The 24,159-nt window shown below is 68.8% G+C and carries 20 protein-coding genes; 11 read left to right on the top strand and 9 right to left on the bottom strand.

The genetic code is table 11. From position 1 onward, the window contains the following. Nucleotides 1-80: 80 nt before the first annotated feature. Both SKC41_RS01945 and SKC41_RS01940 read left to right on the top strand, forming a co-directional pair. Entirely contained in the window at nt 81-767 is a 687-nt protein-coding gene (locus SKC41_RS01945) for a hypothetical protein (RefSeq protein ID WP_330976082.1), read from the top strand. 6 nt (nt 768-773) lie between these two features. Then, nucleotides 774-2,357 (top strand): DNA polymerase Y family protein, encoded by a 1,584-nt coding sequence (locus SKC41_RS01940; protein ID WP_330976081.1) that lies wholly within the window; start codon nt 774-776, stop codon nt 2,355-2,357. Between the two features lie 6 nt (nt 2,358-2,363). Here the strand turns inward: SKC41_RS01940 and kasB are convergent, their stop codons facing one another. The 4 genes from kasB to SKC41_RS01920 form a co-directional block, all read right to left on the bottom strand. Then, nucleotides 2,364-3,617 carry a 3-oxoacyl-ACP synthase KasB gene (kasB, locus tag SKC41_RS01935; protein ID WP_330976080.1) on the bottom strand — a complete coding sequence of 418 codons (1,254 nt, stop codon included), beginning with the start codon at nt 3,615-3,617 and terminating at the stop codon, nt 2,364-2,366. A gap of 103 nt (nt 3,618-3,720) precedes the next feature. Continuing rightward, entirely contained in the window at nt 3,721-4,740 is a 1,020-nt protein-coding gene (locus SKC41_RS01930) for a nucleoside hydrolase (protein WP_330976079.1), read from the bottom strand. Between the two features lie 55 nt (nt 4,741-4,795). After that, nucleotides 4,796-6,796 (bottom strand): SDR family oxidoreductase, encoded by a 2,001-nt coding sequence (locus SKC41_RS01925; protein ID WP_330976078.1) that lies wholly within the window; start codon nt 6,794-6,796, stop codon nt 4,796-4,798. 19 nt (nt 6,797-6,815) lie between these two features. Beyond that, nucleotides 6,816-7,529, bottom strand: a complete 714-nt coding sequence (locus SKC41_RS01920) for a histidine phosphatase family protein (RefSeq protein WP_330976077.1) — start codon at nt 7,527-7,529, stop codon at nt 6,816-6,818. Between the two features lie 94 nt (nt 7,530-7,623). Here SKC41_RS01920 and SKC41_RS01915 point away from each other — a divergent pair, with 94 nt between their 5' ends. Next, nucleotides 7,624-8,499 carry a MaoC family dehydratase gene (locus SKC41_RS01915; RefSeq protein ID WP_330976076.1) on the top strand — a complete coding sequence of 292 codons (876 nt, stop codon included), beginning with the start codon at nt 7,624-7,626 and terminating at the stop codon, nt 8,497-8,499. Here the strand turns inward: SKC41_RS01915 and otsB are convergent. Next, nucleotides 8,496-9,575, bottom strand: coding sequence for a trehalose-phosphatase (gene otsB / locus SKC41_RS01910; protein WP_330976075.1), 1,080 nt, complete (start codon nt 9,573-9,575; stop codon nt 8,496-8,498). The genes SKC41_RS01915 and otsB overlap by 4 nt on opposite strands. A gap of 59 nt (nt 9,576-9,634) precedes the next feature. Then, a complete protein-coding gene (locus SKC41_RS01905; RefSeq protein ID WP_330976074.1) occupies nt 9,635-10,978 on the bottom strand; it encodes a wax ester/triacylglycerol synthase domain-containing protein in 1,344 nt (447 codons plus the stop codon). A 161-nt stretch (nt 10,979-11,139) separates the two neighbouring features. Here SKC41_RS01905 and SKC41_RS01900 point away from each other — a divergent pair, with 161 nt between their 5' ends. Then, complete coding sequence (locus SKC41_RS01900; RefSeq protein WP_330976073.1) at nt 11,140-14,475, top strand: error-prone DNA polymerase; 3,336 nt, start codon at nt 11,140-11,142, stop codon at nt 14,473-14,475. Between the two features lie 144 nt (nt 14,476-14,619). Beyond that, on the top strand, nt 14,620-15,264 hold the full coding sequence (locus SKC41_RS01895; RefSeq protein WP_330976072.1) for a nitroreductase family protein: 645 nt from the start codon (nt 14,620-14,622) through the stop codon (nt 15,262-15,264). Between the two features lies 1 nt (nt 15,265). On the opposite strand, the gene SKC41_RS01890 is transcribed toward SKC41_RS01895, so the two are convergent. Then, on the bottom strand, nt 15,266-15,592 hold the full coding sequence (locus SKC41_RS01890; protein ID WP_330976071.1) for a YciI family protein: 327 nt from the start codon (nt 15,590-15,592) through the stop codon (nt 15,266-15,268). 36 nt (nt 15,593-15,628) lie between these two features. After that, complete coding sequence (locus SKC41_RS01885) at nt 15,629-16,093, bottom strand: tRNA (cytidine(34)-2'-O)-methyltransferase (protein ID WP_330976070.1); 465 nt, start codon at nt 16,091-16,093, stop codon at nt 15,629-15,631. Between the two features lie 31 nt (nt 16,094-16,124). Here SKC41_RS01885 and SKC41_RS01880 point away from each other — a divergent pair, with 31 nt between their 5' ends. From SKC41_RS01880 to SKC41_RS01855, 6 genes are all read left to right on the top strand, one after another. Then, nucleotides 16,125-16,730 (top strand): class I SAM-dependent methyltransferase, encoded by a 606-nt coding sequence (locus SKC41_RS01880; RefSeq protein ID WP_330976069.1) that lies wholly within the window; start codon nt 16,125-16,127, stop codon nt 16,728-16,730. A gap of 250 nt (nt 16,731-16,980) precedes the next feature. Continuing rightward, nucleotides 16,981-19,752 carry a sensor histidine kinase gene (locus SKC41_RS01875; protein ID WP_330976068.1) on the top strand — a complete coding sequence of 924 codons (2,772 nt, stop codon included), beginning with the start codon at nt 16,981-16,983 and terminating at the stop codon, nt 19,750-19,752. Then, nucleotides 19,749-20,150, top strand: coding sequence for a serine protease inhibitor (locus SKC41_RS01870; RefSeq protein ID WP_330976067.1), 402 nt, complete (start codon nt 19,749-19,751; stop codon nt 20,148-20,150). The genes SKC41_RS01875 and SKC41_RS01870 overlap by 4 nt, the downstream gene beginning before the upstream one ends. A gap of 6 nt (nt 20,151-20,156) precedes the next feature. Further along, entirely contained in the window at nt 20,157-20,531 is a 375-nt protein-coding gene (locus SKC41_RS01865; protein ID WP_330976066.1) for a DUF742 domain-containing protein, read from the top strand. Beyond that, the gene (locus tag SKC41_RS01860; RefSeq protein WP_330976065.1) at nt 20,512-21,084 is read left to right on the top strand and encodes a GTP-binding protein; all 573 of its coding nucleotides are present in this window, start codon (nt 20,512-20,514) and stop codon (nt 21,082-21,084) included. The genes SKC41_RS01865 and SKC41_RS01860 overlap by 20 nt, the downstream gene beginning before the upstream one ends. 5 nt (nt 21,085-21,089) lie before the next feature. After that, nucleotides 21,090-21,659 carry a pentapeptide repeat-containing protein gene (locus tag SKC41_RS01855; protein WP_330978723.1) on the top strand — a complete coding sequence of 190 codons (570 nt, stop codon included), beginning with the start codon at nt 21,090-21,092 and terminating at the stop codon, nt 21,657-21,659. Nucleotides 21,660-21,666: 7 nt separating this feature from the next. Here the strand turns inward: SKC41_RS01855 and SKC41_RS01850 are convergent, their stop codons facing one another. Beyond that, nucleotides 21,667-24,159 (bottom strand): ATP-binding cassette domain-containing protein, encoded by a 2,493-nt coding sequence (locus tag SKC41_RS01850; protein WP_330976064.1) that lies wholly within the window; start codon nt 24,157-24,159, stop codon nt 21,667-21,669.

Below are 24,159 nucleotides of genomic sequence, written 5' to 3'. Positions count from 1 at the left end.
GTTGTCGGAGGGTGGGTGTTTACTCGAATCAATCGAACATACATTCGAAAATATTCGAGGAACTGCTGGTAGGAGGCTATATGACGGCGGCTGTCGCCTCCGACCTGGATCGTGCGGAACGGCTCGAATCGCTACGTCGGCAGATGGCGGTGCTGTCCGGGAAATCGCCCGGAAGGCCCGCCGCCCACCCCGATAGCCTGCTGCCCGAATCGGAGTCCGGGCTGCCTGTCCCGCAGTGGCTGGCCGAGGCGCTACCCGCCCAGCTACCCCGGGGGTCGGTGGCTGTGCTGTCGGGAGCGCGGTCGCTGCTGCTGAGCATGGTCGCCGCGGTGACGGCGGCCGGGGGAAACGCGGCCATCGTCGGTCAGCCGGATATCGGGCTGCTGGCCGCGGTGGAGATGGGGGCGGATCTGAGCCGGCTCGCGGTGATACCGGATCCCGGGACCGATCCGGTTGAAGTGGCCGCGGTGCTCATCGACGGCATGGATCTGGTGGTGCTCGGACTGGGTGGGCGTCGGGTGCCACTGACCCGGGCGCGGGCGGTGGTGGCCCGTGCCCGCCTCAAGGGCTGCACCCTGCTGGTCACCGACGGCGACTGGCAGGGGGCGCCGACCCGGCTGAAGGCCCGGGTCAGCGGCTACGAGATCACGGCGGGTCACCGCGACGCCCCGGTCTGCGGATTCGGACGCATCAGTGGAGTGCGGCTGCAGGTCAGCGGGGTGTGCGCGGGGAGACGGGTGGCCGGTCGCCGAACGCGAACCGGGTGAGGTCGAATGTCTTCCCGGGTGCTGGCCATTTGGTGCATGGACTGGCCGGCGGTCGCGGCGGCGGCAGCGGCGGGCAAATCCATGACGACCCCGATCGCGGTCACTTTGGCCAATCGGGTGATCGCCTGCTCGTCGGCTGCGCGTGCGGCCGGCGTGCGGCGAGGGTTGCGACGCCGCGAGGCCGCGGCCCGTTGCCCGCAACTGCACGTCGCCACCGCCGACGCCGACCGTGACGCCCGCTTTTTCGAGGGGGTGATTGCGGCGGTCGACGACCTGGTGCCTCGCGCCGAGGTGCTGCGGCCCGGTCTCCTGGTGTTGCCGGTGCGCGGAGCGGCCCGCTATTTCGGGTCCGAAGCCCAGGCCGCCGAACGGCTGATCGACGCGGTGGCTGTGAGTTCAGTGGCCGGGACCGAGTGTCAGGTCGGGATCGCCGACCAGCTGTCCACCGCGGTCTTCGCCGCCCGGGCGGGTCGCGTCGTCCAGGCCGGCGGCGATGCGAAGTTCCTGTCGGCGCTGTCGATCCGGCAGTTGGCCACCGAGCCGAGCCTGTCCGGTCCGGGGCGAGAGGAGCTCACGGATCTGTTGTGGCGGTTAGGGATTCGTACCATCGGCCAGTTCGCCGCGCTGTCGGCGACCGACGTGGCTTCCCGGTTCGGCGCCGACGGGCGCAACGCCCACCGGTTCGCTCGCGGCGAGCCCGAGCGGGGCCCGTCCGGGCGGGAGCCACCGGCCGAACTCGAGGCCGTGCTGGACTGCGATCCGCCGATCGACCGGGTCGACGCCGCGGCGTTCGCCGGACGCTCGCTGGCCGGCACGCTGCACCAGATGCTGATGTCCGCCGGGGTGGGATGCACCCGGCTGTCCATTCACGCCGTCACCGCCAACGGCGAAGAACTGAACCGGGTATGGCGGTGCGCCGAGCCGTTGACCGAGGACGCCACCGCCGATCGGGTGCGCTGGCAACTGGACGGGTGGTTGAGCAGCCGGACGGCCCGCAATCCTGGCCCGACGGCGCCGGTGACATTGCTGCGGCTGCAGGCGGTGGAGGTGGTGTCCGCCGAGGCGCTGCAGCTGCCGTTATGGGGCGGCCTCGGTGAAGAGGACCGGCAGCGTGCCCGCCGCGCCCTGGTGCGGGTGCAGGGCCTGCTCGGGCCGGAGGCGGTGCGGGTGCCGGTGCTGTCCGGAGGCCGCGGACCGGCCGAACGCATCACGCTGACTCCGCTGGGTGACGAGCCCGCGCCGGATGCCGACCCGGGGTTGCCGTGGCCCGGCCAGCTGCCGAACCCGTCGCCGGCGGTATTGCTCGACGATCCGGTGGAATTGCTTGATGCCCAAGGAAATTCGATACGGGTGACCAGCCGGGGGATGTTCTCCGCCGACCCGGCGCGCCTGGTCGCCCGCGGCCAGGACGACCCACTGCGCTGGTGGGCCGGACCGTGGCCGGTCGACGAGCGGTGGTGGGATCCGGACCCGAACTCCACTGGTTCACCGGGCCGCACCGCGCGCGCCCAGGTGCTGCTGGAAAGCGAACGCGCGCTGTTGCTGTGCTATCGGCAAAGGAGGTGGTATTTGGAGGGGAGCTACGAGTAAGGGATGTCAGTACCGGCCGAAAGCCACGGCGACGTTGTGGCCGCCGAATCCGAACGAGTTGTTGAGCGCGTACCGGTAATTGCCGGGCCGCGGGTTGCCCGTAACCACGTCCAGGTCGATCTCCGGGTCCAGGTTTTCCAGGTTCAGGGTCGGCGGGATCACCTGATCCCGCAGCGCCTGCACGGTCAGGATCGACTCCACCGCGCCGACCGCCCCTACCGAGTGACCCAGTGCGGCCTTGGGCGCGTACACGGCCGGTTTGTTGCCGCGCAGCGCGTTGTTGATGGCCTTGGCCTCGGCCAGGTCGCCCACCAAGGTGCCGGTGGCGTGCGCATTGACGTGGTCGATGTCGCCCGGCGTCAGCCCCGCCAGCTGAATCGCCCTGCTCATCGCATGTCCGGCGCGTGCGCCGTTGGGATCCGGCGCCACCATGTGGTGGCCGTCCGAGGTGATGCTGGCGCCCATGATCCGGGCCAGGATGTTGGCGCCTCGTGCCTTGGCGTGCTCCTCGGTCTCGATGACCATCAGGGCGCCGGCCTCGCCGAACACGATGCCGGTCCGGTCCCGGTCGAACGGGCGGCACGCCCGGGGTGGGTCGTCGTTCTTCGTCGACAACACGATGCGCATCTGGGCAAACGCCGCGATCGCCACCGCTTCGATCTTGACCTCGACGCCCCCGCAAATGGCGATGTCGGCCTCACCGAGGACGATATTGCGCCAGGCCTGCGCGATGCCCTCCGAGCCGGATGCGCAGGCCGAAACCGGTGTGAGCACCCCGGCCCCGGCGTGTCGTTCCAGCCCGATCGCAGCGGCGGGGCCGTTGGGCATGTACTTCGCCACCGCGAGCGGAGAGACCGCCCGGCGGCCGCGGGCGCGCAGGTCGTCGTAGCTGAAGACGATTTGCTCGGCCGAACCCAGGCCGGTGCCGACGGATACCAGCAATCGACTGGGGTCGATCTCGGGTGTGCCGGCGTTTTCCCACACGCGGCGGCTCAAAATGGCGGCCATCTTCTGCAGCCAGCCCATCCGGTGCCGCTCGGCCCGCGTCAGCCCGTGGTCGAAATCCTCCAGTAGGTGCCCGCCGATGCGTACCGGTAGCTCATAGTGCTCGATGAACGAGTCCTCTAGGGTCCGGATGCCGCTTTGGCTGTCCAGCAACAACTTCCAGGTGCTGTCGGCGTCGGTAGCCAGTGCTGTCGTCATGGCAATACCGGTGACCACTACATTCGGTAACGCTTTCCCCGTAACCAGCTCTGTCATTGCGAAGGTCCTCCCTGCTGACTAACGCAACCCCGCGCAGATATTCAACTATTCCATCGTTTGCTGGCGGGATCTGTCAACGCCAGGCGCGGCCCAGGCCCCCTTACCAGGTGAGCTGACGCGCGAATGGCCCCACGCGTTCGATGAACCGGTCGAAGAATGCCGTCGGATCGACGCCAACACCGATGCGCGCATTTGGTTCTCGGCGCCAGTCGGTCACCGTCATACCGCGGGTCAGGGTGCCGGCGAGCTCGACGTCCACCCGGCCCGGACGGGTCGCGACGAGTTCGGGGTCCAGCGCGACCGCCGCGGCCAACGGGTCGTGCAGATGCGCCAGATATCCGTGTCCGTTGTCGTGGTAACCCTCGAGGTAGAACCGCATCGCGTCCTCGATCAGCCGGATCACCGGGTTGGACGCCGTCGAACGGGTGCCGCGTTCGTCGTCCACGCTCATGATCGTGGAAGTCGACTCCGCGGCGGCCGCCAACCTCGCCAGGATCTGCGGAGTGATCGCGACTCTTCGGGTGAGATCCAGCCCACACAGGATCGGAAGTCGCTGCAACCCAAGGCTTTCGTCGGACCAGGCTGCGAACACCTCGGCGGCCGCCTCGGGATCCACGCTGATGTTCCATTCCGCCACCGCGGTGGTGTTGCCGATGTGGTCATAGGAGCCGCCCATGATGACCAACCGGCGCAACAGGGTTGGGAGTGCCGGCTCGGCGCGCAGCGCCAGCGCCAGATTGGTCAGCGGGCCGGTCGCGAGGCCGATCAGCTCGCCGGGGAACGCGTGTGCCGCGCGCACCCAGGCGGTCGCCGAGTCGTACTCGGTCAGTGCAGCGTTGCCCGGCGGCAGGTCGGCATACCCCAGGCCGCGCGGGCCGTGAACCCTCGACGGGGTGCGCAGCGGCCCGGTCAGCGTCTCGTCGGCGCCCTTCGACACCGGGACATCGATGGCCTGGCACAGCTGCAGAAGGCCCAAGTTGTTGGCGCAAACCTGTTGTACGCCAACATTTCCCCCGGTCGAAGCGATGCCGACCAGATCGGCGTCCGGGCTGGCCAGCAGGTAAATCAGGGCCAGCGCGTCATCGACGCCGGTGTCGACATCGGCAAAAACGGGGTTCACTGCGGCAACGATACGCAGGCGTTAGGGGCCGGCGGTGCATGCCGGCCTACCTTCCTCACCAATGAATCCCGGGCACCAGCCGGACCGCCTTGCGGAAGGGTCGCGGGACCCCGATGCGGCCCACGGCACGCACCGGACGCCTGGGCCGACGGCGCACGGTCTTTACGTCGTTGGTGACCGGCGACACCCCCAGCGCCGCAGCAGAATCGGGGTAGCCCAGATAGACCTGGTGCAGAATTCGCCGCGAGGTCCTGGGCAACAGGTAATTGCCGGCCTCGGCCAGGGTGCCCAGTGGAGTGTCGATGCGGGCCGGCTTCTCGACGAGTCCGCGCACCACCATCGCCGCGGCGCGTTCGGGGCTGATCGGCGGCACCGGGTTGAGTCGCTGCGACGGCGCGATCATCGGCGTCTTGACCAGCGGCATATGGATATTGGTGAACGTGATGTGGTCGGACAACGTCTCCGCGGCGACCACGTCGGAGAACGCGTCCAGCGCGGCCTTGGTGGGCAGATACGAGCTGTACTGGGGATTGCGGGCCAGCACGCCCGCGCTGGAGACGTTGACCACGTGACCGAATCGGCGCTCGCGCCAATGCGGTAGCAGCGCCAGCACCATCCGGACCGCGCCGAAGTAGTTGACCGCCATCACCCGCTCGTAGTCGTGCATCCGGTCGTATGCGTTGACCACCGAACGGCGTATCGAACGGCCCGCGTTGTTCACCAGGTAATCGACGTGGCCGAAGCGGCCCAGGATGTCTTTGACGGTGTGCTCCACCGACACCGAATCGGTGACATCGCAGGTGAAGGCATGGGCCTGACCGCCGTTCGCGCGGATCTCGGCGACCAGCTCGTCGAGCGCGGAGCCGTTGCGGGCCAGCGCGAACACCGTGGCGCCCCGTTCGGCGACCGCGATCGCCGACGCCCGGCCGATGCCGCTGGATGCGCCGGTGATGATCACGTGCCGGCCCTGCAGCGGGCCGTCCGCAGCGTCGCGGCGGGCGCGGTCGGGATCGAGATGCTCGGCCCAGTAACGCCACAGCTTGGGCGCATAACTGGCGAACTCGGGCACCTCAATCCCGGTGCCGTGCAACGCATTTTGCGTTTTGTCGCTGACGAAAGTGGGGATCAGGTCGACGAGGTCGAGCACGTCGGCGGGAATCCCGAGTTGGGTGGCCGCCATGTTGCGCAGCCGTTTGACGCGCCCGCTGGCCTTCAGCACCGGTGCCGCCACCGAGCGGGGCAGCGAGCCGCGCAGCGGTGGCAGTCCGGCGGCCTTGGCGACACCGCGGTAAATGCCGCGCAGCCCAATGGTTTTCGGCGAGGTGAGGTGGAAGGTCTGCCCGTCGGAGCCGTCGGCGTGCATCAGCGCGACGAGTGCGTCGACGACGTAGTCGACTGGGACGATGTTGGTGCGCCCGGTGTCGGGCAGCATGATCGGGGTCAACGACGGCAAGATGGCCAGTTTGGACAGCACTCCGAAGAAGTAGTACGGGCCGTCGATCTTGTCCATCTCGCCGGTGCGTGAGTCACCGACCACGACGGCGGGCCGGTAGATGCGGTAGCGCAGCCCGGGCTCCGACCGGACCAGCAGTTCGGCTTCGAACTTGGTCTGGTGGTACGGGGTGGGCAGCTGCTGGCCGACGTCGAAGTCGTCTTCGGTGTACTCGCCGTCGAAGTCTCCGGCCACGGCGATCGACGACACGTGATGAAACGTCGCGTCCAGGCGTCGCGCCAGCTCGATGACGGCGCGGGTGCCCTCGACGTTGGCGGCGCGCTGTTCGGCTTCGCCGGCCGTGATGTCGTAGATCGCCGCGCAGTGCACCAGATGGTCGACCCGGCCCAGCTCGGCCAACCGCTCATCGGTCAGCGTCAGCTCCGGCAGTTCGCCGACCAGCGGTTTCGCGCGTTCACCCCACGGCGCAGCGAGGCGTTCGAAGCGTTCCAGCGACTGGCGCCGGACCAAAACCCACACTTCTGCGTCGGGGCGAGTGTCCAACAGGCGAGCTACGACGCGGCGACCAATAAACCCGGTACCGCCGGTAACGACATACCGCATCCAGTCATGGTAGCGGGGATCAGCTGAAGCTGCGGATGCCGTCCCACTCGACCAGCGTCCACCCGTCCGTCGGGTTTCCGGTGACCACCACACGGCCGATGTTCGGCAGCGGATGGGTGCTCAACAGGCTGCTCTTGCCGTCGCGGGCGTTCATCAGCGTCCACGCCATGATCGCCGCGCCCTGGGAGAACACGACCGGCTTGCTGTGCCCGCTGTTGTAGACCTTGTTCACCGCCGCGGTGAACTCCTCGTTGAACTGCTTGCCGCTCACCGAGCCCGGGATGCTGTCCGCGACGTCGCCGTTGATCCAGTCCGCCGGCGCCAACATGTACGTCGTCGCCGCCATCGATTGAGGTTTGCCGTTGTACCAGCCGGCGTTGAGCGCCTGCACGCCGCTCAGGACCTCCACCTGCTTACCGAGTTCACCGGCCAGCGGCCCGGCGGTCTGCTGTGCCTCTGCCATCGCGGAGGCGTAGACGGCGTCGAAGTCGTTGCGACCGCTCTGGTGTGCCAGCTGTTGGGCCTGGCCCTTGCCCTCGGCGGTGAGACCGGGGCCGGGCGGATCGGTGTTGATGACGCCGTCGGCGTCGGCCTGGGTCTGGGCGTTTCGGATGAACGTCAACGTGATGGCGCGCGCCTGCGTCGACCCCCCGCAGGCACCGACGATGAGCGTTGCGGCGAGTACGGCCCCTGTTTTCCAGAAGGCCTTTCCGATCGTGCTGCGCGTGGCCATGTCGATAGCCTGCCCTGCCGACTGCCCCATGGGGAAGGGTTTGCAATGGTTGAGTGCGCAAAAGCGTGAATCTGGTAGTCGAGAGGAGACTCGCATGGCGATTGACCCGAGTGCTGTCGGTGCGGTGACCGAGCCACAGTTGTTCGACTGGACCGACCGCGACACCCTGCTCTACGCCCTCGGCGTCGGCGCGGGGCTCGACGACCTGTCGTTCACCACCGAGAACAGCCACGGGATCACCCAGCAGGTGCTGCCTACCTACGCGGTGATCTGCTGCCCGGCGTTCGGGGCGGCGGGCAAGATCGGAGATTTCAACTGGGCCATGCTGTTACACGGCTCGCAAGGGATCCGGCTGCACGCGCCGCTGCCCGCGGCGGGCAAGCTGTCCGTGGTCACCGAGGTGACCGACATTCAGGACAAGGGCGAGGGCAAGAACGCGGTCGTGATGCTGCGCGGCCGCGGCACCGACCCGGATTCTCAGCAGCTGATCGCCGAAACGTCGACCACCTTTGTGGTCCGCGGCGCGGGCGGTTTCGGTGGGCAACCGGGTCAGCGTCCCATCGCGCCGGAGTTCCCGGATCGCGAGCCCGACATCACGCTCGCCCTGCCCACCCGCGAGGACCAGGCGCTGATCTACCGGCTCTCCGGGGACCGCAACCCGCTGCACAGCGACCCGTGGTTCGCCCGGGAGTTGGCCGGTTTCCCGAAGCCGATCCTGCACGGGCTGTGCAGCTATGGGGTGGCGGGCCGCGCGCTGGTCGCCGAGCTCGGCGGCGGGCAGGCCGCGAACATCACCTCGATCGACTCACGCTTCAGCTCGCCGGTGTTTCCCGGCGAGACGTTGACCACGCTGATCTGGCGCACCGAGCCGGGCAAGGCGGTCTTTCGCACCACGGCTTCGGGTGCCGAGGGCGCCGAGGCGGGACGAGTCGTGCTCGACGACGGCGCGGTCGAATACACGCAGAGCTAGCGGGCGCCGGCCCACTGCCGCGCCAGGCGGTCGACGAAGTCGGCCACCGCGGCCGGGCTGTCCAGCGCGAACAGCGCGGCGGTGGCCCGGTCGCCGTCGTCGTTGTGCCGCACCAGGATTGGGATTCCGTCCGGGCGCACCGCGTCGAACGCGTCCTCGTCGGTGATGTCGTCGCCGAGGAAGATCGGTGTCACGCCTGCCGATCCGTCCAGGTGCTCGAGCACCCAGTGCAGTGTCTTCCCCTTGTCCCAGTCGATATCGGGGCGTAGCTCGATGACTTCGCGGCCGGTGGTCACCCGAAGCGCATCGCGCTGACCCGCGGCGCGTACCGCCGCCGTCACCTCGCCGACGCGGTCTCGCGCCGCGTTGCGATAGTGCACGGCAACGCCAAACCGCTTGTGCTCCACCCTGACCCCCGGAATCGACCCGAGTCGGTCGCGGAGCTGGGCGGCCGCGGCTTCCAGCACCGGTATGGCCGCGGCCGCGGCGTCGTTCTGGTGATGCGTGCCGTCGGGCGCGGTCAGTTCGAATCCGTGGCTGCCGGCGTACCAGAGACCGGGCAGGCCGACGCGTGCGGTGACGTCGGCGAGGTCGCGGCCGGACAGTATCGCGACCGGGCAGCGCGCGGCCAACCGCTGCAGCGCGTCGGCCGCACCGGCGACCAGCTGCGCCGCGTCCGGGTCGTTCACAATGTCCGACAGGGTGCCGTCGAAGTCGAAGAACACCGCCGGCCGCCGGGCGGGAAGGTCCTCGCTGAGGAGCTGCGACGCGTCGGGCAGCTGCGACATCCGCAGGTCTCCGGTGCGGACCGTGACATCACCCAGGCGATGGTCCTCGATCACCAAAGCGAACCCGGCGTCGCGCGCGGCCTTCGCCACCCCCTCGCTCGCCGCGACGACCACACTGCGGCCTGCCCGCACCTCCAGCCGGTCGGCGGTCGCGGCCGGGTCCTCGACGCCCAGGGCGACGCGCACCCCGGCCTCGCGCAGTTGCGACACCGGCGCGCGGTCGACGTCCCGCTCAAACAGCACCGCGTCGTGGCGGCGTGGGTCGATGGTGACCGATGGCTCCGACACTGACTCCGGTACTGGCACTGACCAACCCTCTCACGGTGATCAACGCCGCAGGGGTTGGGTCAGTGCCGCGCTCGCGCGGTCGGGTGGCTGGGGGGCACGCCACCCCGCAGCGCGCGGGCCCGGCGCTTACGGCGGTCCCTGGTGAACAGCAAGACGGAGTCTTGGCTGAGCGCCGTCAGGCGCGCCATCTCCCGTTCGATGCCGCTGGCGAGCTGCTGTAGTTCGGGGGCGGCGTCGTAATCGGCGGTGATCCCGAAGATCAGCTCGTCGCCGTAGCTCAGCACCGCGACTCCGCTGGACAGCTGCGACGCCGTCGGCGGGATCGGCAACAGGCGTTCCACGGTTGCGCCCATCAGCCCCAGCCGGTGCCGCGGCCCCGGCGCATTGGTGGCCAGCGTCACGATCCCAGGTTGTGGGAGCCGGCTCATGACCAATCGAACTGCTTTGGCGCACAAGGTAAATGGCACGGAACTTGTTGCCAGATCCACGATGCTGGTGTGCTGCCGGACTGGCGCGGGCTGGTTCAGGCTGCTGTGCACAATTCGCAGCCGCTGCACCGGATCGTCGTGCTCGACAGGCAGATACCGCTTCTCCGGGGTGCGCAACGAACCCGCGCGCGGTTGTTCGCCGCGGTGCAGCAGCACAGCCCGGAAGCCCTCGGTGATGGCGGCGAGCGCGACGTCGTTGGTGGTCACCCGGAACTTGCCGCAGACCGCGTCGACGGTGGCAAGGGGAACGCGCACCGTGCTGTAGCGCCGCATCGTGACCGCCGGGCCGGTCGACGATGCGCGGGCCGCCGACCAGACCGTCTCGGCCAGCGTGCTGGTGACGGTGGTCGCGGCGGACGAGGCTCGCCAGAGTGTCTCGGCCCAGCCCTGCTTGCGGACTGGCGTCGAATCATCATTGGGTGCACCGTGATTGGCGAACATCTCGCTGTCGGCGTCGTCGCAGAGCCTGGTGAGCAAGTGGGCCGCGGGCGTGGCGTCGGCGAGGTAGTGGTGGACCTTCATCAGGACCGCCCACTTGCCACGCAGCCCCTCGATGACCCAGCACTCCCACAGCGGGCGGTCCAATTCGAGCGGGCGTTCCAGGGCGTGCGCGATCGCGCGAGACAGGTCGGCTTCATCGCCGGGGCGGGGAACCGCGACCCGGCGCAGGTGATGGGCGAGGTCGAAACCCGGATCGTCGGTCCAGTGCTGGGCACCGCTGAACGGATGTGTCCGCAGCACCTGGGTGCATCGCGGTATCGACTGAATGCGTTCTGCCAGAAGCGCTTTGAGGCGTCCCAGGTTCGGCACCGCACCCTCGACAATGGCGACCGCGCCCGTCACCGTACTTGCCTGCCGGTCAGGGTCCGCCGCGGTGCGAAAGCCCGAATCCAATGTCGTGGTCAGCTGTCCCATTTTCAGTTCCCGCCCTAGTCGCCCGTACCAGTATCGTTCGCCGCGCCCCCGTCGCGGTAGATCCCAGTCCGTTAAGACTGTGTTTAGAAGTTGAAGACCCGTTTAACAACCGCTTTAACAACCCCGCACTAAATCGAACATGCGTTCGATAGACTGTGCGTGTGGGTTTCAGCAATGAGCCGCGGAGTTGGGCGGAACTGGAGCGGCTACTCGACGGCAAGCCGCGCCATGCCGGCGCGCCCACCCCATCCGGCCCGGCGGAAGAGGCTCCCTTCTCGCACAAGCGCCCGGCCTATCGGCCACCGGACGGGGGCCGGATGGCCCGCTCGTCGGTCGCCTACGCCGAGCTGCACGCGCATTCGGCGTACAGCTTTCTGGACGGCGCCAGCACGCCCGAGGAGTTGGTCGAGGAGGCCGCCCGGCTGGATCTGCGGTCGCTGGCGCTGACCGACCACAACGGTCTGTACGGGGCGGTGCGGTTCGCCGAAGCCGCCGCCGAACTAGACGTGCGCACCGTGTTCGGCGCCGAGCTGTCGCTGGGCGTTTCGTCGGTAGCCTCTTCGGTTTCGCAGGCCCGTACCGAGAATCCGGATCCACCCGGCCCGCATCTGCTGGTGCTGGCCCGCGGCCCGGAGGGCTACCGGCGGCTGTCGCGGCAGCTGGCCGCGGCGCATCTGGCGGGCGGTGAGAAGGGCAAGCTGTGCTTCGACATCGACACGCTGACCGAAGCCGCGGGCGGGCATTGGCACATCCTGACGGGATGCCGTAAAGGCCATGTCCGACAAGCGCTTTCCGATGGCGGGCCGGACGCCGCAGCGGAAGCGCTGGCCGGTCTGGTGGACCGGTTCGGCGCGCAGCGGGTCAGCGTCGAGTTGACCCATCATGGTCAGCCGCTCGACGACGAGCGCAACGCGACACTGGCAGCCCTGGCGCCGCGGTTCGGCGTCGGCCTCGTCGCCACCACCGGAGCACATTTCGCCCACCCGTCGCGCCGGCGGCTGGCCATGGCGATGGGCGCGATTCGGGCCCGGCAGTCACTGGAGTCGGCCGCCGGATGGCTGGCCCCGCTGGGGGGCTCACACCTACGGTCCGGCGAGGAGATGGCCCGGCTGTTCGCGCATGGGCCTTTTGGGGGCCCTGACGTGGTGAGCGCCGCGGCCGAACTCGGCGAGCAGTGCGCGTTCGGACTGGCATTGATCGCGCCGCAGCTGCCGCCGTTCGACGTGCCCGACGGGCACACCGAGGACAGCTGGTTGCGGCAGTTGGTGATGGCGGGCGCGCGTGACCGGTACGGGCTCCCCGATGGCGCGCCGCGAGCGTATGCGCAGATCGAACATGAGCTGAAAGTCATTACCCAGCTGAGGTTTCCGGGCTACTTCCTGGTGGTGCACGACATCGCCCGATTCTGCCGGTGCAACAACATCCTGTGCCAGGGCAGGGGATCGGCGGCCAACTCCGCGGTCTGTTACGCCCTGGGGGTCACCGCGGTCGATCCGGTGGCCAACGAGTTGTTGTTCGAGCGCTTCCTGTCGCCGGCCCGCGACGGGCCACCCGACATCGACATGGACATCGAGTCGGATCAGCGCGAGAAGGTCATCCAATACGTCTACGACAAATACGGCCGCGACTACGCCGCCCAGGTCGCCAACGTCATCACCTACCGGAGCAAGATCGCGGTGCGCGACATGGCCCGTGCCCTGGGTTATTCGCAAGGCCAGCAGGACGCGTGGAGCAAGCAGATCAGCCACTGGAACGGGCTGGCCGACGCCGCGGACGTCGAGGGCATCCCGCCACAGGTGATCGAACTGGCCAACCAGATCCGGAACCTGCCGCGGCACATGGGCATTCACTCCGGCGGCATGGTGATCTGCGACCGCCCGATCGCCGACGTGTGTCCGGTGGAGTGGGCGCGGATGGAGAATCGCAGCGTCCTGCAATGGGACAAGGACGACTGTGCGGCCATCGGTTTGGTGAAGTTCGACCTACTCGGGCTGGGCATGCTCTCGGCGCTGCACTACGCGAAAGACCTGGTGGCCGAACACAAAGGTGTCGAGGTCGACCTGGCCCGGCTCGACCTCACCGAGACGGCGGTGTACGAGATGCTGCAGCGTGCCGATTCCGTCGGGGTGTTCCAGGTGGAGTCGCGCGCGCAGATGGCCACCCTGCCCAGGCTCAAGCCCCGGGTGTTCTACGACCTGGTGGTCGAGGTCGCGTTGATCCGGCCCGGACCCATCCAGGGCGGGTCGGTGCATCCCTACATTCGGCGGCGCAACGGCATCGACCCGGTCGTCTACGACCACCCGTCCATGGAACCGGCATTGCGAAAGACGCTGGGAGTGCCGCTTTTCCAGGAGCAGTTGATGCAGCTCGCGGTCGACTGCGCCGGCTTCTCGGCCGCCGAGGCCGATCAGCTGCGCCGCGCCATGGGGTCCAAGCGTTCGACCGAGCGGATGCAACGGCTGCGTGGCAGGTTCTACGAGGGCATGCGCGAATTGCACGGCGCCACCGACGAGGTGATCGACCGGACCTACGAAAAGCTGGAAGCGTTCGCCAATTTCGGCTTTCCGGAAAGTCATGCGCTGTCCTTCGCGTCGCTGGTGTTCTACTCGTCGTGGTTCAAGCTGCACCACCCGGCCGCGTTCTGCGCCGCGCTGCTGCGTGCCCAGCCGATGGGGTTCTATTCACCGCAGTCGCTGGTGGCCGATGCGCGCCGGCACGGCGTGCTGGTGCACGGCCCGGACGTCAACGCGAGCCTGGCGCACGCCACCCTCGAGAACGCCGGCACCGAGGTCCGCCTCGGGCTGGGTGCGGTCCGCCATATCGGCGACGACCTCGCCGAGCAGCTGGTCGAAGAGCGAAAAGCCAACGGCGCGTTCGCTTCCCTGCTGGACCTGACCACCCGGGTGCAGCTCTCGGTGCCGCAGACCGAGGCGCTGGCGACGGCCGGGGCGCTGGGCTGCTTCGAGATGTCGCGGCGCGAGGCGCTGTGGGCGGCCGGGGCCGCGGCCACCCAACGGCCGGATCGGCTGCCCGGGGTGGGGGCCCACGGTGCTGATGGGTCACCCATCCCGGCGTTGCCCGGAATGAGCGAGCTGGAACTGGCCGCCGCCGACGTGTGGGCCACCGGCATCTCCCCGGACAGCTACCCGACCCAGTTCCTGCGGGCCGACCTGGACGCGTTGGGGGTGGTGCCCGCCGACGAGCTGCTCGACGTGCCCGACGGCGACCGGGTGCTGATCGCCGGTGCGGTGACCCATCGGCAGCGGCCCGCCACGGCGCAGGGGGTGACGTTCATCAACCTCGAGGACGAGACCGGGATGGTCAACGTGCTCTGCACGCCGGGGGTGTGGGAGCGACACCGCAAGCTCGCGAACACGGCACCGGCGCTGCTGATCCGCGGTCAGGTTCAAAATGCCAGCGGCGCGGTCACCGTCGTGGCGGAGCGGTTGGGCCGCATCACCCTGGCCGTCGGCTCCAAGTCTCGTGACTTCCGCTGATTTCCCGAACCACATTCTTCGCCGAACGTGCTCTCACGGCGAGATTTCCGCCGATTTTTCGCCGTGAGAGCACGCTCGGCGCCTCCTGCCGGAAAAGCGCCGCTTCAAGCCGCCCGGGCAGTCGACCGACCTAGGCTCGGGTGCATGACCCTCAACCTGTCCGTAGACGAACTTCTCACCACTACCCGCTCGGTTCGCAAGCGCCTCGACTTCGACAAGCCGGTGTCTCGCGAGGTCCTGATGGAATGTCTCGAGCTGGCGTTGCAGGCGCCCACCGGTTCCAACTCCCAGGGCTGGCAGTGGATGTTCGTGGAGGACGCCGACAAGAAAAAGGCGATCGGCGACATCTACCTGTCGCACGCCCAGCCCTACCTCAGCGCGCCGAAGCCCGACTACGGCGACGGCGATACCCGCGGCGAACGGATGGGCAAGGTCGTGGACTCGGCGATGTATCTCGCCGAGCACATTCACGAGGTGCCGGTGCTGATGATCCCGTGCATCGCGGGCCGCGAAGACGAGTCGCCACTGGGCGGCGTCTCCTTCTGGGCGTCACTGTTCCCGGCGGTCTGGAGCTTCTGCCTGGCGCTGCGCTCCCGCGGGCTGGGCTCCTGCTGGACGACGCTGCACCTGCTGGGCGACGGCGAGCGCAAGGCCGCCGAGGTGCTCGGCATTCCCTACGAGAAGTTCAGCCAGGGTGGGCTGTTCCCGATCGCTTACACCAAAGGCACCGACTTCCGCCCGGCCAAGCGGCTGCCGGCCGAGACCTTGACGCACTGGAACACCTGGTAGGTCAGGGCTGTAGCGGCCAGACCTCGACGACCCCGTGCGCCATCGCGCACGGGGTCTGGCTCACCCGCTCGATCGCCGCGTCCAGATCGTCGGCCTCGATCACCGCGAACCCTGCGATCGGCAATGCCGATCGCAGGAACGCGCCCGGCTCGACCCGCACCCCCGCGCCGTCGTGATTGCGGACCTGGACGGGGTCACCGGCGCGGCCGATCAGCGCGCCGGACGCACTGATGTCGTCATCGCGGGCGTGCGCGGCCCGTCGGCGGTCGTCGCTCAATCGGTGGTATCCGGCCTCGTCGCCGTATCCGATCGTGATGAAGGTAGGCATATCAAGGCTGACTCGCGCCCGGCCCCGGACTCATCGCTACACCGCGCCGGGATAGCCGTGCTGGCGCCAGGCCTCGTAGATCGCGATCGCCGCGGCGTTGGACAGGTTCAGCGACCGACGGCCGGCCAGCATCGGGATGCGTACCTGGCCGGTGACGTGGCTGTCGGCGAGGGTCTGCGGGTCCAGCCCGTCGGGTTCCGGACCGAACATCAGCACGTCGTCGGGTTGATAGGCGACGTCGGCGAACGATGTAGGCGCGTGCGCGGTGAACGCCAACACCCGCGCCGGCATCAGCACCTCCCACGCGGCCTGCAGCGTCGCGTGCACGGTGACCGAGGCCAGGTCGTGGTAGTCCAATCCGGCGCGGCGCACCTTGGATTCGGACAGGTCGAAGCCCATCGGCTCCACCAGATGCAATTCGGCGCCGGTGGCCGCGGCCGTACGGATGGCGTTGCCCGTGTTCGGTGCGATCCGCGGGCAGTAGAACAGCAGCCGGAACACACCGCCATCTTCACACGGCGATAATTGCGGCATGGTCGAGCAGAGCATCTGGATGCGCAAGGTTGCCGCCGATCCGGGACACTCGGACTGGTACATCGAGCGCTTCCGTGCCATGGCCCGCGACGGCAAGGATCTGGTCGGCGAGGCGCGGATGATCGACGCCATGGTGCCGCGCGGCGCCCACCTCCTCGACGCCGGTTGCGGCGCCGGACGGGTGGGCGGGTATCTGGCCACGGTCGGTCACCGGGTGGTCGGAGTGGACGTCGACCCGGCGCTGATCGCCGCGGCCGAGCAGGACTATCCCGGCCCGCAATGGCTGGTCGGCGATCTCGCCGAGCTGGACTTGCCCGCGCGCGGCATCGCCGAACCGTTCGACGTGATCGTGTCGGCCGGCAACGTGATGGCGTTCCTCGCACCGAGTACCCGGCTGCAGGTGCTCAAGCGGCTACGCGCCCACGTCGCCGACGACGGTCGAGCGGCGATCGGATTCGGCGCCGGACGCGACTACGAGTTCGCCGAGTTTCTTCAGCACGTGGCGGCCGCCGGATTCGCTCCCGATGTGCTGCTGTCCACCTGGGATCTGCGACCGTTCACCGACGACTCCGACTTCCTCGTCGCGATCCTTCGGCCCGCGTAGGGATTTCGCGCAGCGGGCTGTTTGCCAGACCTGCGTGCCGGTGTGCCGGCGCACCTTGGGGGTGGCTGTCTACTCAGTAACGATTCTGGTGAGCCGGGCCGCGGGCTGTCATACTCGTCGAATTGCCACGCGTTTACCGCTCGCGCGTCTTGGCGCGGGGGGAGCGGAATAAAAGCAGGAAGTTCATGAGCCTCTCGTTTCTCTCGATGCGCGATGTCGGCGCAGCGGCCGGCCGCGCGGCCGCAACCACATGACGATGTTCAACCGCCCGGCCGGCGCGGCCGAGGCGGCGCCCACCGCGTTCGCCAAGGCCAAGGCGAGCGCGGCAGCCCCGGCGAAACGTCCGCCGGCCTGGTCACCGAGCAACTGGCCGGTCGGGTGGAAGGTGCTGGCGATTGTGCTGGTCCCGCTGATCCTGGCGGCGATTTTCGGCGGGCTGCGCGTCAACACCGCCATGTCGACTTCTAGCGGCCTGCGGTTGGCCGCCGCGCGCGCCGACTTGCTGCCGGCGATCACCAAATACATGTCGGCATTGGACGTAGCGCTGTTGGCGAACTCCACCGGACGCGACGTCGAGGGCGCCAAGAAGAACTACGACGCCCGCAAGGGTGAGCTGCAGACCCGGCTCGCGGACACCGACGTGACCCCCGATGTCCGGTCGGGGGTGGGCACGCTGCTGGGCGGCGGTCAGTCGCTGCTGGACAAGGTGGCTGACAACAGCATTGGCCTGCGGGACCGGGTGACCACCTATGCGCCGTTGCTGTTGACGGCCGAGGACGTCATCAACGCGTCGGTGCGGGTGGACGACGAGCAGATCCGGGCGCAGGCACAGGGTTTGAGCCGGGCGGTCGGGGCCCGCGGCCAGATGACGATGCAGGAGATCCTGGTGACCCGCGGCGCCGACCTGCCCGAGCCGCAGTTGCGCACCTCGATGATCACCCTGGCCGGCACCGAACCGTCCACGCTGTTCGGGATGAGCCAGGTGCTCGGTGTCGGCTCGCCAGAAGCCAAGACGCTGCAGCAGCAGATGGTGACCCGGATGGCGATCATGTCCGATCCGGCCGCCGTGCTCGTCGACAACCCGGACTTGCTGCGCTCGATCCAGACCACCGACGCGATCGCCGAACAGGTCGTCACCGACGCCACCGCGTCGGTGACGAAGTCGGTGCAAACCCAGGCCAACGATCGGCGCAACTCCGCGGTCGTCGACGGCGTCCTGGTGCTGGCCGCCATCGTGATCGCGCTGATCATCGTGCTGCTGATGGCGCGCGCGCTGGTGGTGCCGCTGCGGGTGCTGCGCGACGGCGCGCTCAAGGTCGCCCACACCGACCTCGAGGAGGAGATCGCCCGGGTCAAAGCCGGTGAGGTCGAACCGATTCCGGCTCCACTGCCGGTGTACACCACCGAGGAAATCGGTCAGGTCGCGCACGCGGTGGACGAGTTGCACACCCAGGCGCTGCTGCTGGCCGGTGACGAGGCGCGATTGCGATTGCTGGTCAACGACATGTTCGAGACCATGTCGCGACGCAGCCGCTCACTGGTCGACCAGCAGCTGTCGCTGATCGATCGGCTGGAGCGCAACGAAGAGGATCCCGACCGCCTCGACAGCCTGTTCCGGCTGGATCACCTGGCGGCGCGGCTGCGCCGCAACAGTGCCAATCTGCTGGTGCTCGCCGGCGCCCAGCTGGCCCGCGACCAGCGCGACCCGGTTCCGCTGTCGACCGTGATCAACGCGGCCGTCTCCGAGGTCGAGGATTACCGTCGCGTCGAGCTGGGTGAGCTGCCCGACTGCATGTTGATCGGTGGGGCCGCCGGCGGCGCGATCCATCTGTTCGCCGAGCTGATCGACAACGCCCTGCGCTATTCGCCGCCGTCGACGTACGCCCGGATTTCCGGGGCGCGCGGCGCCGACGGAGGCCTGGTGCTGCGGATCGCCGACTCCGGTTTGGGCATGAACGACTCCGACCGGCGGATGGCCAACATGCGTCTGCAGGCCGGCGGCGAGGTCACCCCCGACCCCACTCCTGACAATGCCCGCCATATGGGGCTTTTCGTGGTGGGCCGCATCGCCGCCCGGCACGGCATCCGGGTCGGGCTGCGGGGACCGGCGCCCGAGGAGGCGGGCACCGGCACGACCGCCGAGATCTACCTGCCACCGGCGCTGCTGGAGGGCTTCGACGGCGGCCGCACCGAAACGCCGGCGGAGCCGCGCGAACGGATTCGGGCGGTCTCCTCACCGAGTGCCAAGCTGGCCAGCGGACCGCCGGACACCCACAACGGCGCGACGCGGCAACGCCCCGTCGCGGCCACCAGCGACAACGGCTCCGGCGAGGCGCCACCGATCTCGTTGCTGCCCCGCCGCAGCCCCGGCTCCAGCGGCATCACCGACATGCCCGCCGCACCCGCCGCCCAGCCGCCGCTGCCCAAGCGCCGGCGTGAACTGGCCACTGCGTCGTGGGAAAACGAGAACCAGCCACGACCCACGCCAACCCAGCAGCCGACGCCAAAGCCAACCCGGCAGCCGACGCCAAAGCCCACCCCGAAGCCGACCCCGGCGGTATCGGACACTTCGGCGTTCTTCGCGGCGCGGTCGCGCGGGACCGGCGCCCCGCCACCCGCCCGCGCCCCTAAGCCGGGCCCTCCCGCGGCCGGCCCGTCGAAGGACGACGTGATCTATCGGCGGATGCTTTCGGAGATGATGGGTGACCCGCACGACCTGGTCAACAGCCCCGACCTGGACTGGCAGTCGGTGTGGGATCGCGGCTGGTCGCTGGCCGCCGAGGCCGACGAAAAGCCCGTCGAGCAGCGCACCGCCGACCACGGCCTGCCGGTGCGGACGCCCGGAGCCCGGCTGGTGCCCGGCGCGGCCGACGACGACGATTCCCTCGTACCATCGAACGGCGGGCACCACGCGGCCCGCGACCCCGAGGCGGTACGCGCCTCGTTCAGTAACCACTTCGGCGGCGTGCGCAGCGGACGGTCACACGCCCGCCACTCGAGTCAAGGACCCGACGAGGAATGACTTCTGCCGGCAGCTCACTGGACTGGCTGGTGACCAAGTTCGCCCGCGAGGTTCCCGGGGTGGCGCATGCGCTGCTGGTGTCCGTCGACGGTCTGCCCATCGCCGCCAGCGAGCTGCTGCCCCGCGAAAGAGCCGACCAACTGGCCGCGGTCGCCTCGGGGCTGGCCAGCCTCGCGACCGGTGCCGCGCAGCTGTTTGACGGCGGGCAAGTGCTGCAGTCGGTGGTCGAGATGCAGAACGGCTACCTGCTGTTGATGCGCGTCGGGGACGGGTCGCACCTGGCGACGCTGGCCGAGACGTCGTGCGATATCGGCCAGATCGGATACGAGATGGCGATTCTCGTCGAACGGGTGGGTGGCGTCGTGCAGTCCACCCGCCGTTCCGCTAGTCATTCGTGAGCCGCGATGGACAAACGCGAAGCCGGGCCGCCCTCACGTGAGGTGAGCCTGGTCCGCCCGTACACCCTGACGGCCGGGCGGACGAACGCGAGCATCGACATTCCGCTGGAAGCGCCGGTTCAGACGGTGCAGGCCGGGCAGGCTCACCGCTGGCCGGCCGATGATGCGAGAGGCAAGATCATCGGACTGTGCGTGGAAAGCCCGTCCGTCGCCGAGGTGTCGGCCCGGCTGAACCTGCCGATCGGGGTCACGCGCGTCCTGGTCGCTGATCTGGTCCTGTCCGGTTACCTTCGGGTGCATAGAACGTTGACCGAGCAGTCGACCCGTGATGAGCGCCACGAACTGATAGGAAGGACCCTGCGTGGCCTTAAGGCACTCTGATTCCGGCGCCACCGCCTCGACGAAGATCGTCATCGCCGGTGGGTTCGGCGCCGGCAAGACCACCTTCGTCGGGGCGGTCTCGGAGATCATGCCGCTGCGCACCGAGGAGATCGTCACCGACGCCTCGGCCGGCGTCGACATGCTCGAAGCCACCCCCGACAAGCGCACCACCACGGTGGCGATGGACTTCGGCCGGATCACACTGGACCGCGATCTGGTGCTCTACTTGTTCGGCACGCCAGGCCAGCGGCGGTTCTGGTTCATGTGGGACGACCTGGTGCGCGGTGCGATCGGCGCGATCGTGCTGGTCGACTGCCGCCGGCTGCAGGACAGCTTCGCCGCCGTCGACTTCTTCGAGCACCGCAACCTGCCGTTCCTGATCGCGGTTAACCAATTCGACGGTGCGCCAAGGTATCCCGTCGCAGCGATACGCGAAGCGCTGGCCCTGTCCCCGCACATTCCGGTGATCAACGTCGACGCCAGGGATCGCCGGTCGGCCACCGATGCGCTGATCGCGGTCAGCGAGTACGCGCTGCAGAGCCTGACGGCTTGACCGCGGTGCAGCAGTGGGCCGATCGCGAGTTCACCGGGAGCGACTTCCGCGACGAGGACTTGGGCCGGTTGCGCACCGAACGGGTGGTGTTCAGCGAGTGCGATTTCAGCGGCGTCAACCTGGCCGAGTCCACGCACCGCGGATCCGCCTTCCGTAACTGCAAGTTCGAGCGAACAACGCTGTGGCACAGCACATTTGCGCACTGCAGCATGCTGGGATCGGTCTTCGTGCAGTGCCGGCTGCGCCCGATCACATTCGACGAGGTGGATTTCACGCTCGCGGTGCTCGGCGGCAACGACCTGCGCGGTGTCGACCTGAGCGGCTGCCGGCTGCGCGAGACCAGCCTGGTGGAGACCGACCTGCGCAAGGCCGTGCTGCGCGGCGCCGACCTGTCCGGTGCCCGGACCACGGGCGCCCGCCTCGACGACGCCGACCTGCGCGGCGCGACAGCGGATCCGGCGTTGTGGCGCACCGCCACCCTGACCGGTGTGCGGGTGGACGTGCCCCAGGCGATGGCGTTCGCGTTGGCGCACGGGCTTCGCTTGGACGGGGGCCTGGACGCCAAATCGGACTAGCGCCCGGTTAACGGCGAAGCCGGATCCGCCACCACACGATGAGGGAGTAGATCACCGACAGCGCGCCGAGCATGCCCATGTCGAGCAGCCACGCGCTTTCCGTGTGCGCCCAGTGGCTGTCCTTCGGGCCGATCGGCACCAACAGCCGCAGATTGACCGTGGAGGCCGACGCCGCGTAGCCCCAGCGCGACGGCATCAGCCAGGACAGCTGGTCGAGGAAGAGCCGGCCGGTCACCGGAATCAGGCCGCCGGCGAGCACCAGCTGCAGCATCAGCGACACCACCAGCAGCGGCATGATCTGTTCGTTGGAGCGCGCGATCGACGACAACACCAGCCCGAGGATCGCCGAGGCCACGCACGTCGCGGCGACCGTGACGAACAGCTCCAAGCTGGCATTCCCGAGCAGCACCGCGGGCTGTTTGGGGGCGCCCTTGCCGATCAGTACGATGCCGGTCGCAATCGCCGCCTGGATGATCGCGAACGCGCAGAACACGGTGATCTTGGCGCAGAGATAGGCCCCGGTGGACAGGCCGACGGCCTGCTCACGCTGGAAGATCGCGCGTTCACCGATCAGATCGCGGATCGTCAGCGCCGTACCCATGAAGACGGCGGCGATCGACATCAGCGTCAGGATCTGGGCGGCTTCGTCGGGGGTCTCGCTGTTCGGGTCGCCGATCCCGAAGCCGCTATGGCCGGGAACGGTGAGCGACAGCGCACCCAGAATGAACGGCAACACCGCCAGGAACGCGAAGTAGGCGCGATCGGAGATGATCAACCGAATCTGGCGCCGCGCGATCGTGGAGAACTGGTGCAGCATGCTGGTGCGCGACGGGGCGCCCAGCTCGGCAGGCGTCTCGGCCCGGGTGGGCGGCGTGTGGTCCTGGCGTTCCAGGAATCGGCGGTTGGCCTCGTCGGGATCGGCGCCGACCTTGGCAAAGATCTGGGCCCAGTTGGTGGTGCCCATCACGTCCCCGATTTCGCCGGGCGGGCCCAGGAACGCGATCTTGCCGCCGGGCGCCATCAGCAGCACCTGGTCGCAGACGTCGAGATAGGTCAGCGAGTGGGTGACGACGAGCACCACGCGGCCGGCGTCGGCGAGCTGGCGCAGCATCGTCATGACCTGCAGGTCCAGCGCCGGGTCCAGCCCTGAGGTCGGCTCGTCGAGGATCAGCAGCGACGGACCGGTGAGCAGCTCGAGGGCGACCGAGGCGCGTTTGCGCTGCCCGCCGGAGAGTTTGTCGACCCGGGTCTCGGCGTGCGCGGTCAGCCCCAGCTCCTCGAGGACCTGAGCGACGACCTGGTCGCGGTCGGTCTTGCTGGTGTCCGGCGGCAGCCGCAGTTCGGCCGCGTAGCCCAGTGCCTGGTTGACGGTCAGCTGGCGATGCACGACGTCGTCCTGGGGGACCATCCCGATCCTGCTGCGCAGCGAGGCGTAGGCGGTGTGGATGTTGTGGCCCTCGAAGGTGACCGCACCCGCGGTCGGGGTGGTGTAACCGGCGATCAACCGTGACAGCGTCGACTTGCCGGCGCCCGAGCCGCCGATGATGGCCGTCAGCGTGCCGGGCCTGGCCGTCATCGTGATCTGCTGCAGCAGATCCTTTCCGTTGATCGCGAAGCCGACCTCGCGCACCTCGAGGCCGCCGGTGCGGGTCGCCGCGTCCTGACGACGGGCCAGCAGGCCGGCAGTGAACACCAGGTCGACATTGCCGATCGTGATCACGTCGCCCTCGGAAAGCAGGGCCTGCCCGACCCGTACCCCGTTGACGAACGTTCCGTTGATGCTGTTCGCGTCGCGGATCTCGATGCCGGCGGCGGTCGGCTCCAGGAACGCGTGATGGCGCGAGGCCAGCACGTCGTGGATGACGATGTCGTTGTCGAGTTCGCGACCGATCCAGGCGGTGCCGCCGGTCGGCGCCTGCACGCCCGATTCGGGTCCGACGACCTTCATCACCCTGGTCGGAAACTGCGACATGTCCGTGCCGGTGGGTTTCGCTACCCGGGTCGCATCGTTCGGGACGGCCTGGGTCGTCACGGTGGGCCGCACGATCGGCACCGCTCGGGTGTGCACCGCGTCGGTGGGCGGGTCCACGTACGGCGTGTGCTGCGGCGGCACCGGCCGGGCACCGGGGTCCGGCGGCGGGAGTGTCGGAACGGCTTGCGACGTGGGCGGCAGCACGCCGACGTTGCCGCGATGGTGGCCGATCGCCAACACGATCCGCGGTCCGTCGGGGGCGCCGAGGTTGATGCCCTGGCCGTCGCGGACGTCGATCGTCGGCACCCGCCGTCCGTCGACGAAGATGCCGCCCCGCGAACTGTTGTCGAACGCGACCCATCTGCCGTTATCGAAGCGCAGCAACAGATGTGCGCGGGCAACCAACGGGTGCGCAACGCGGAGGTCGGCGCGCACGTCGCTGCCCACGATGACGTCGCCGCCGGGGGCGAAACTGACCTCCGCTCGGTTGGACCGAACAGTCAGTACCGATTGCGCAGGGGCATTCAT

It is taken from the genome of Mycobacterium sp. 050128 (genome assembly GCF_036409155.1).
Classification (GTDB): domain Bacteria; phylum Actinomycetota; class Actinomycetes; order Mycobacteriales; family Mycobacteriaceae; genus Mycobacterium.
Note: the sequence above shows the minus strand (reverse complement) of the source record. Positions and strands in the feature narration are given on the sequence as shown.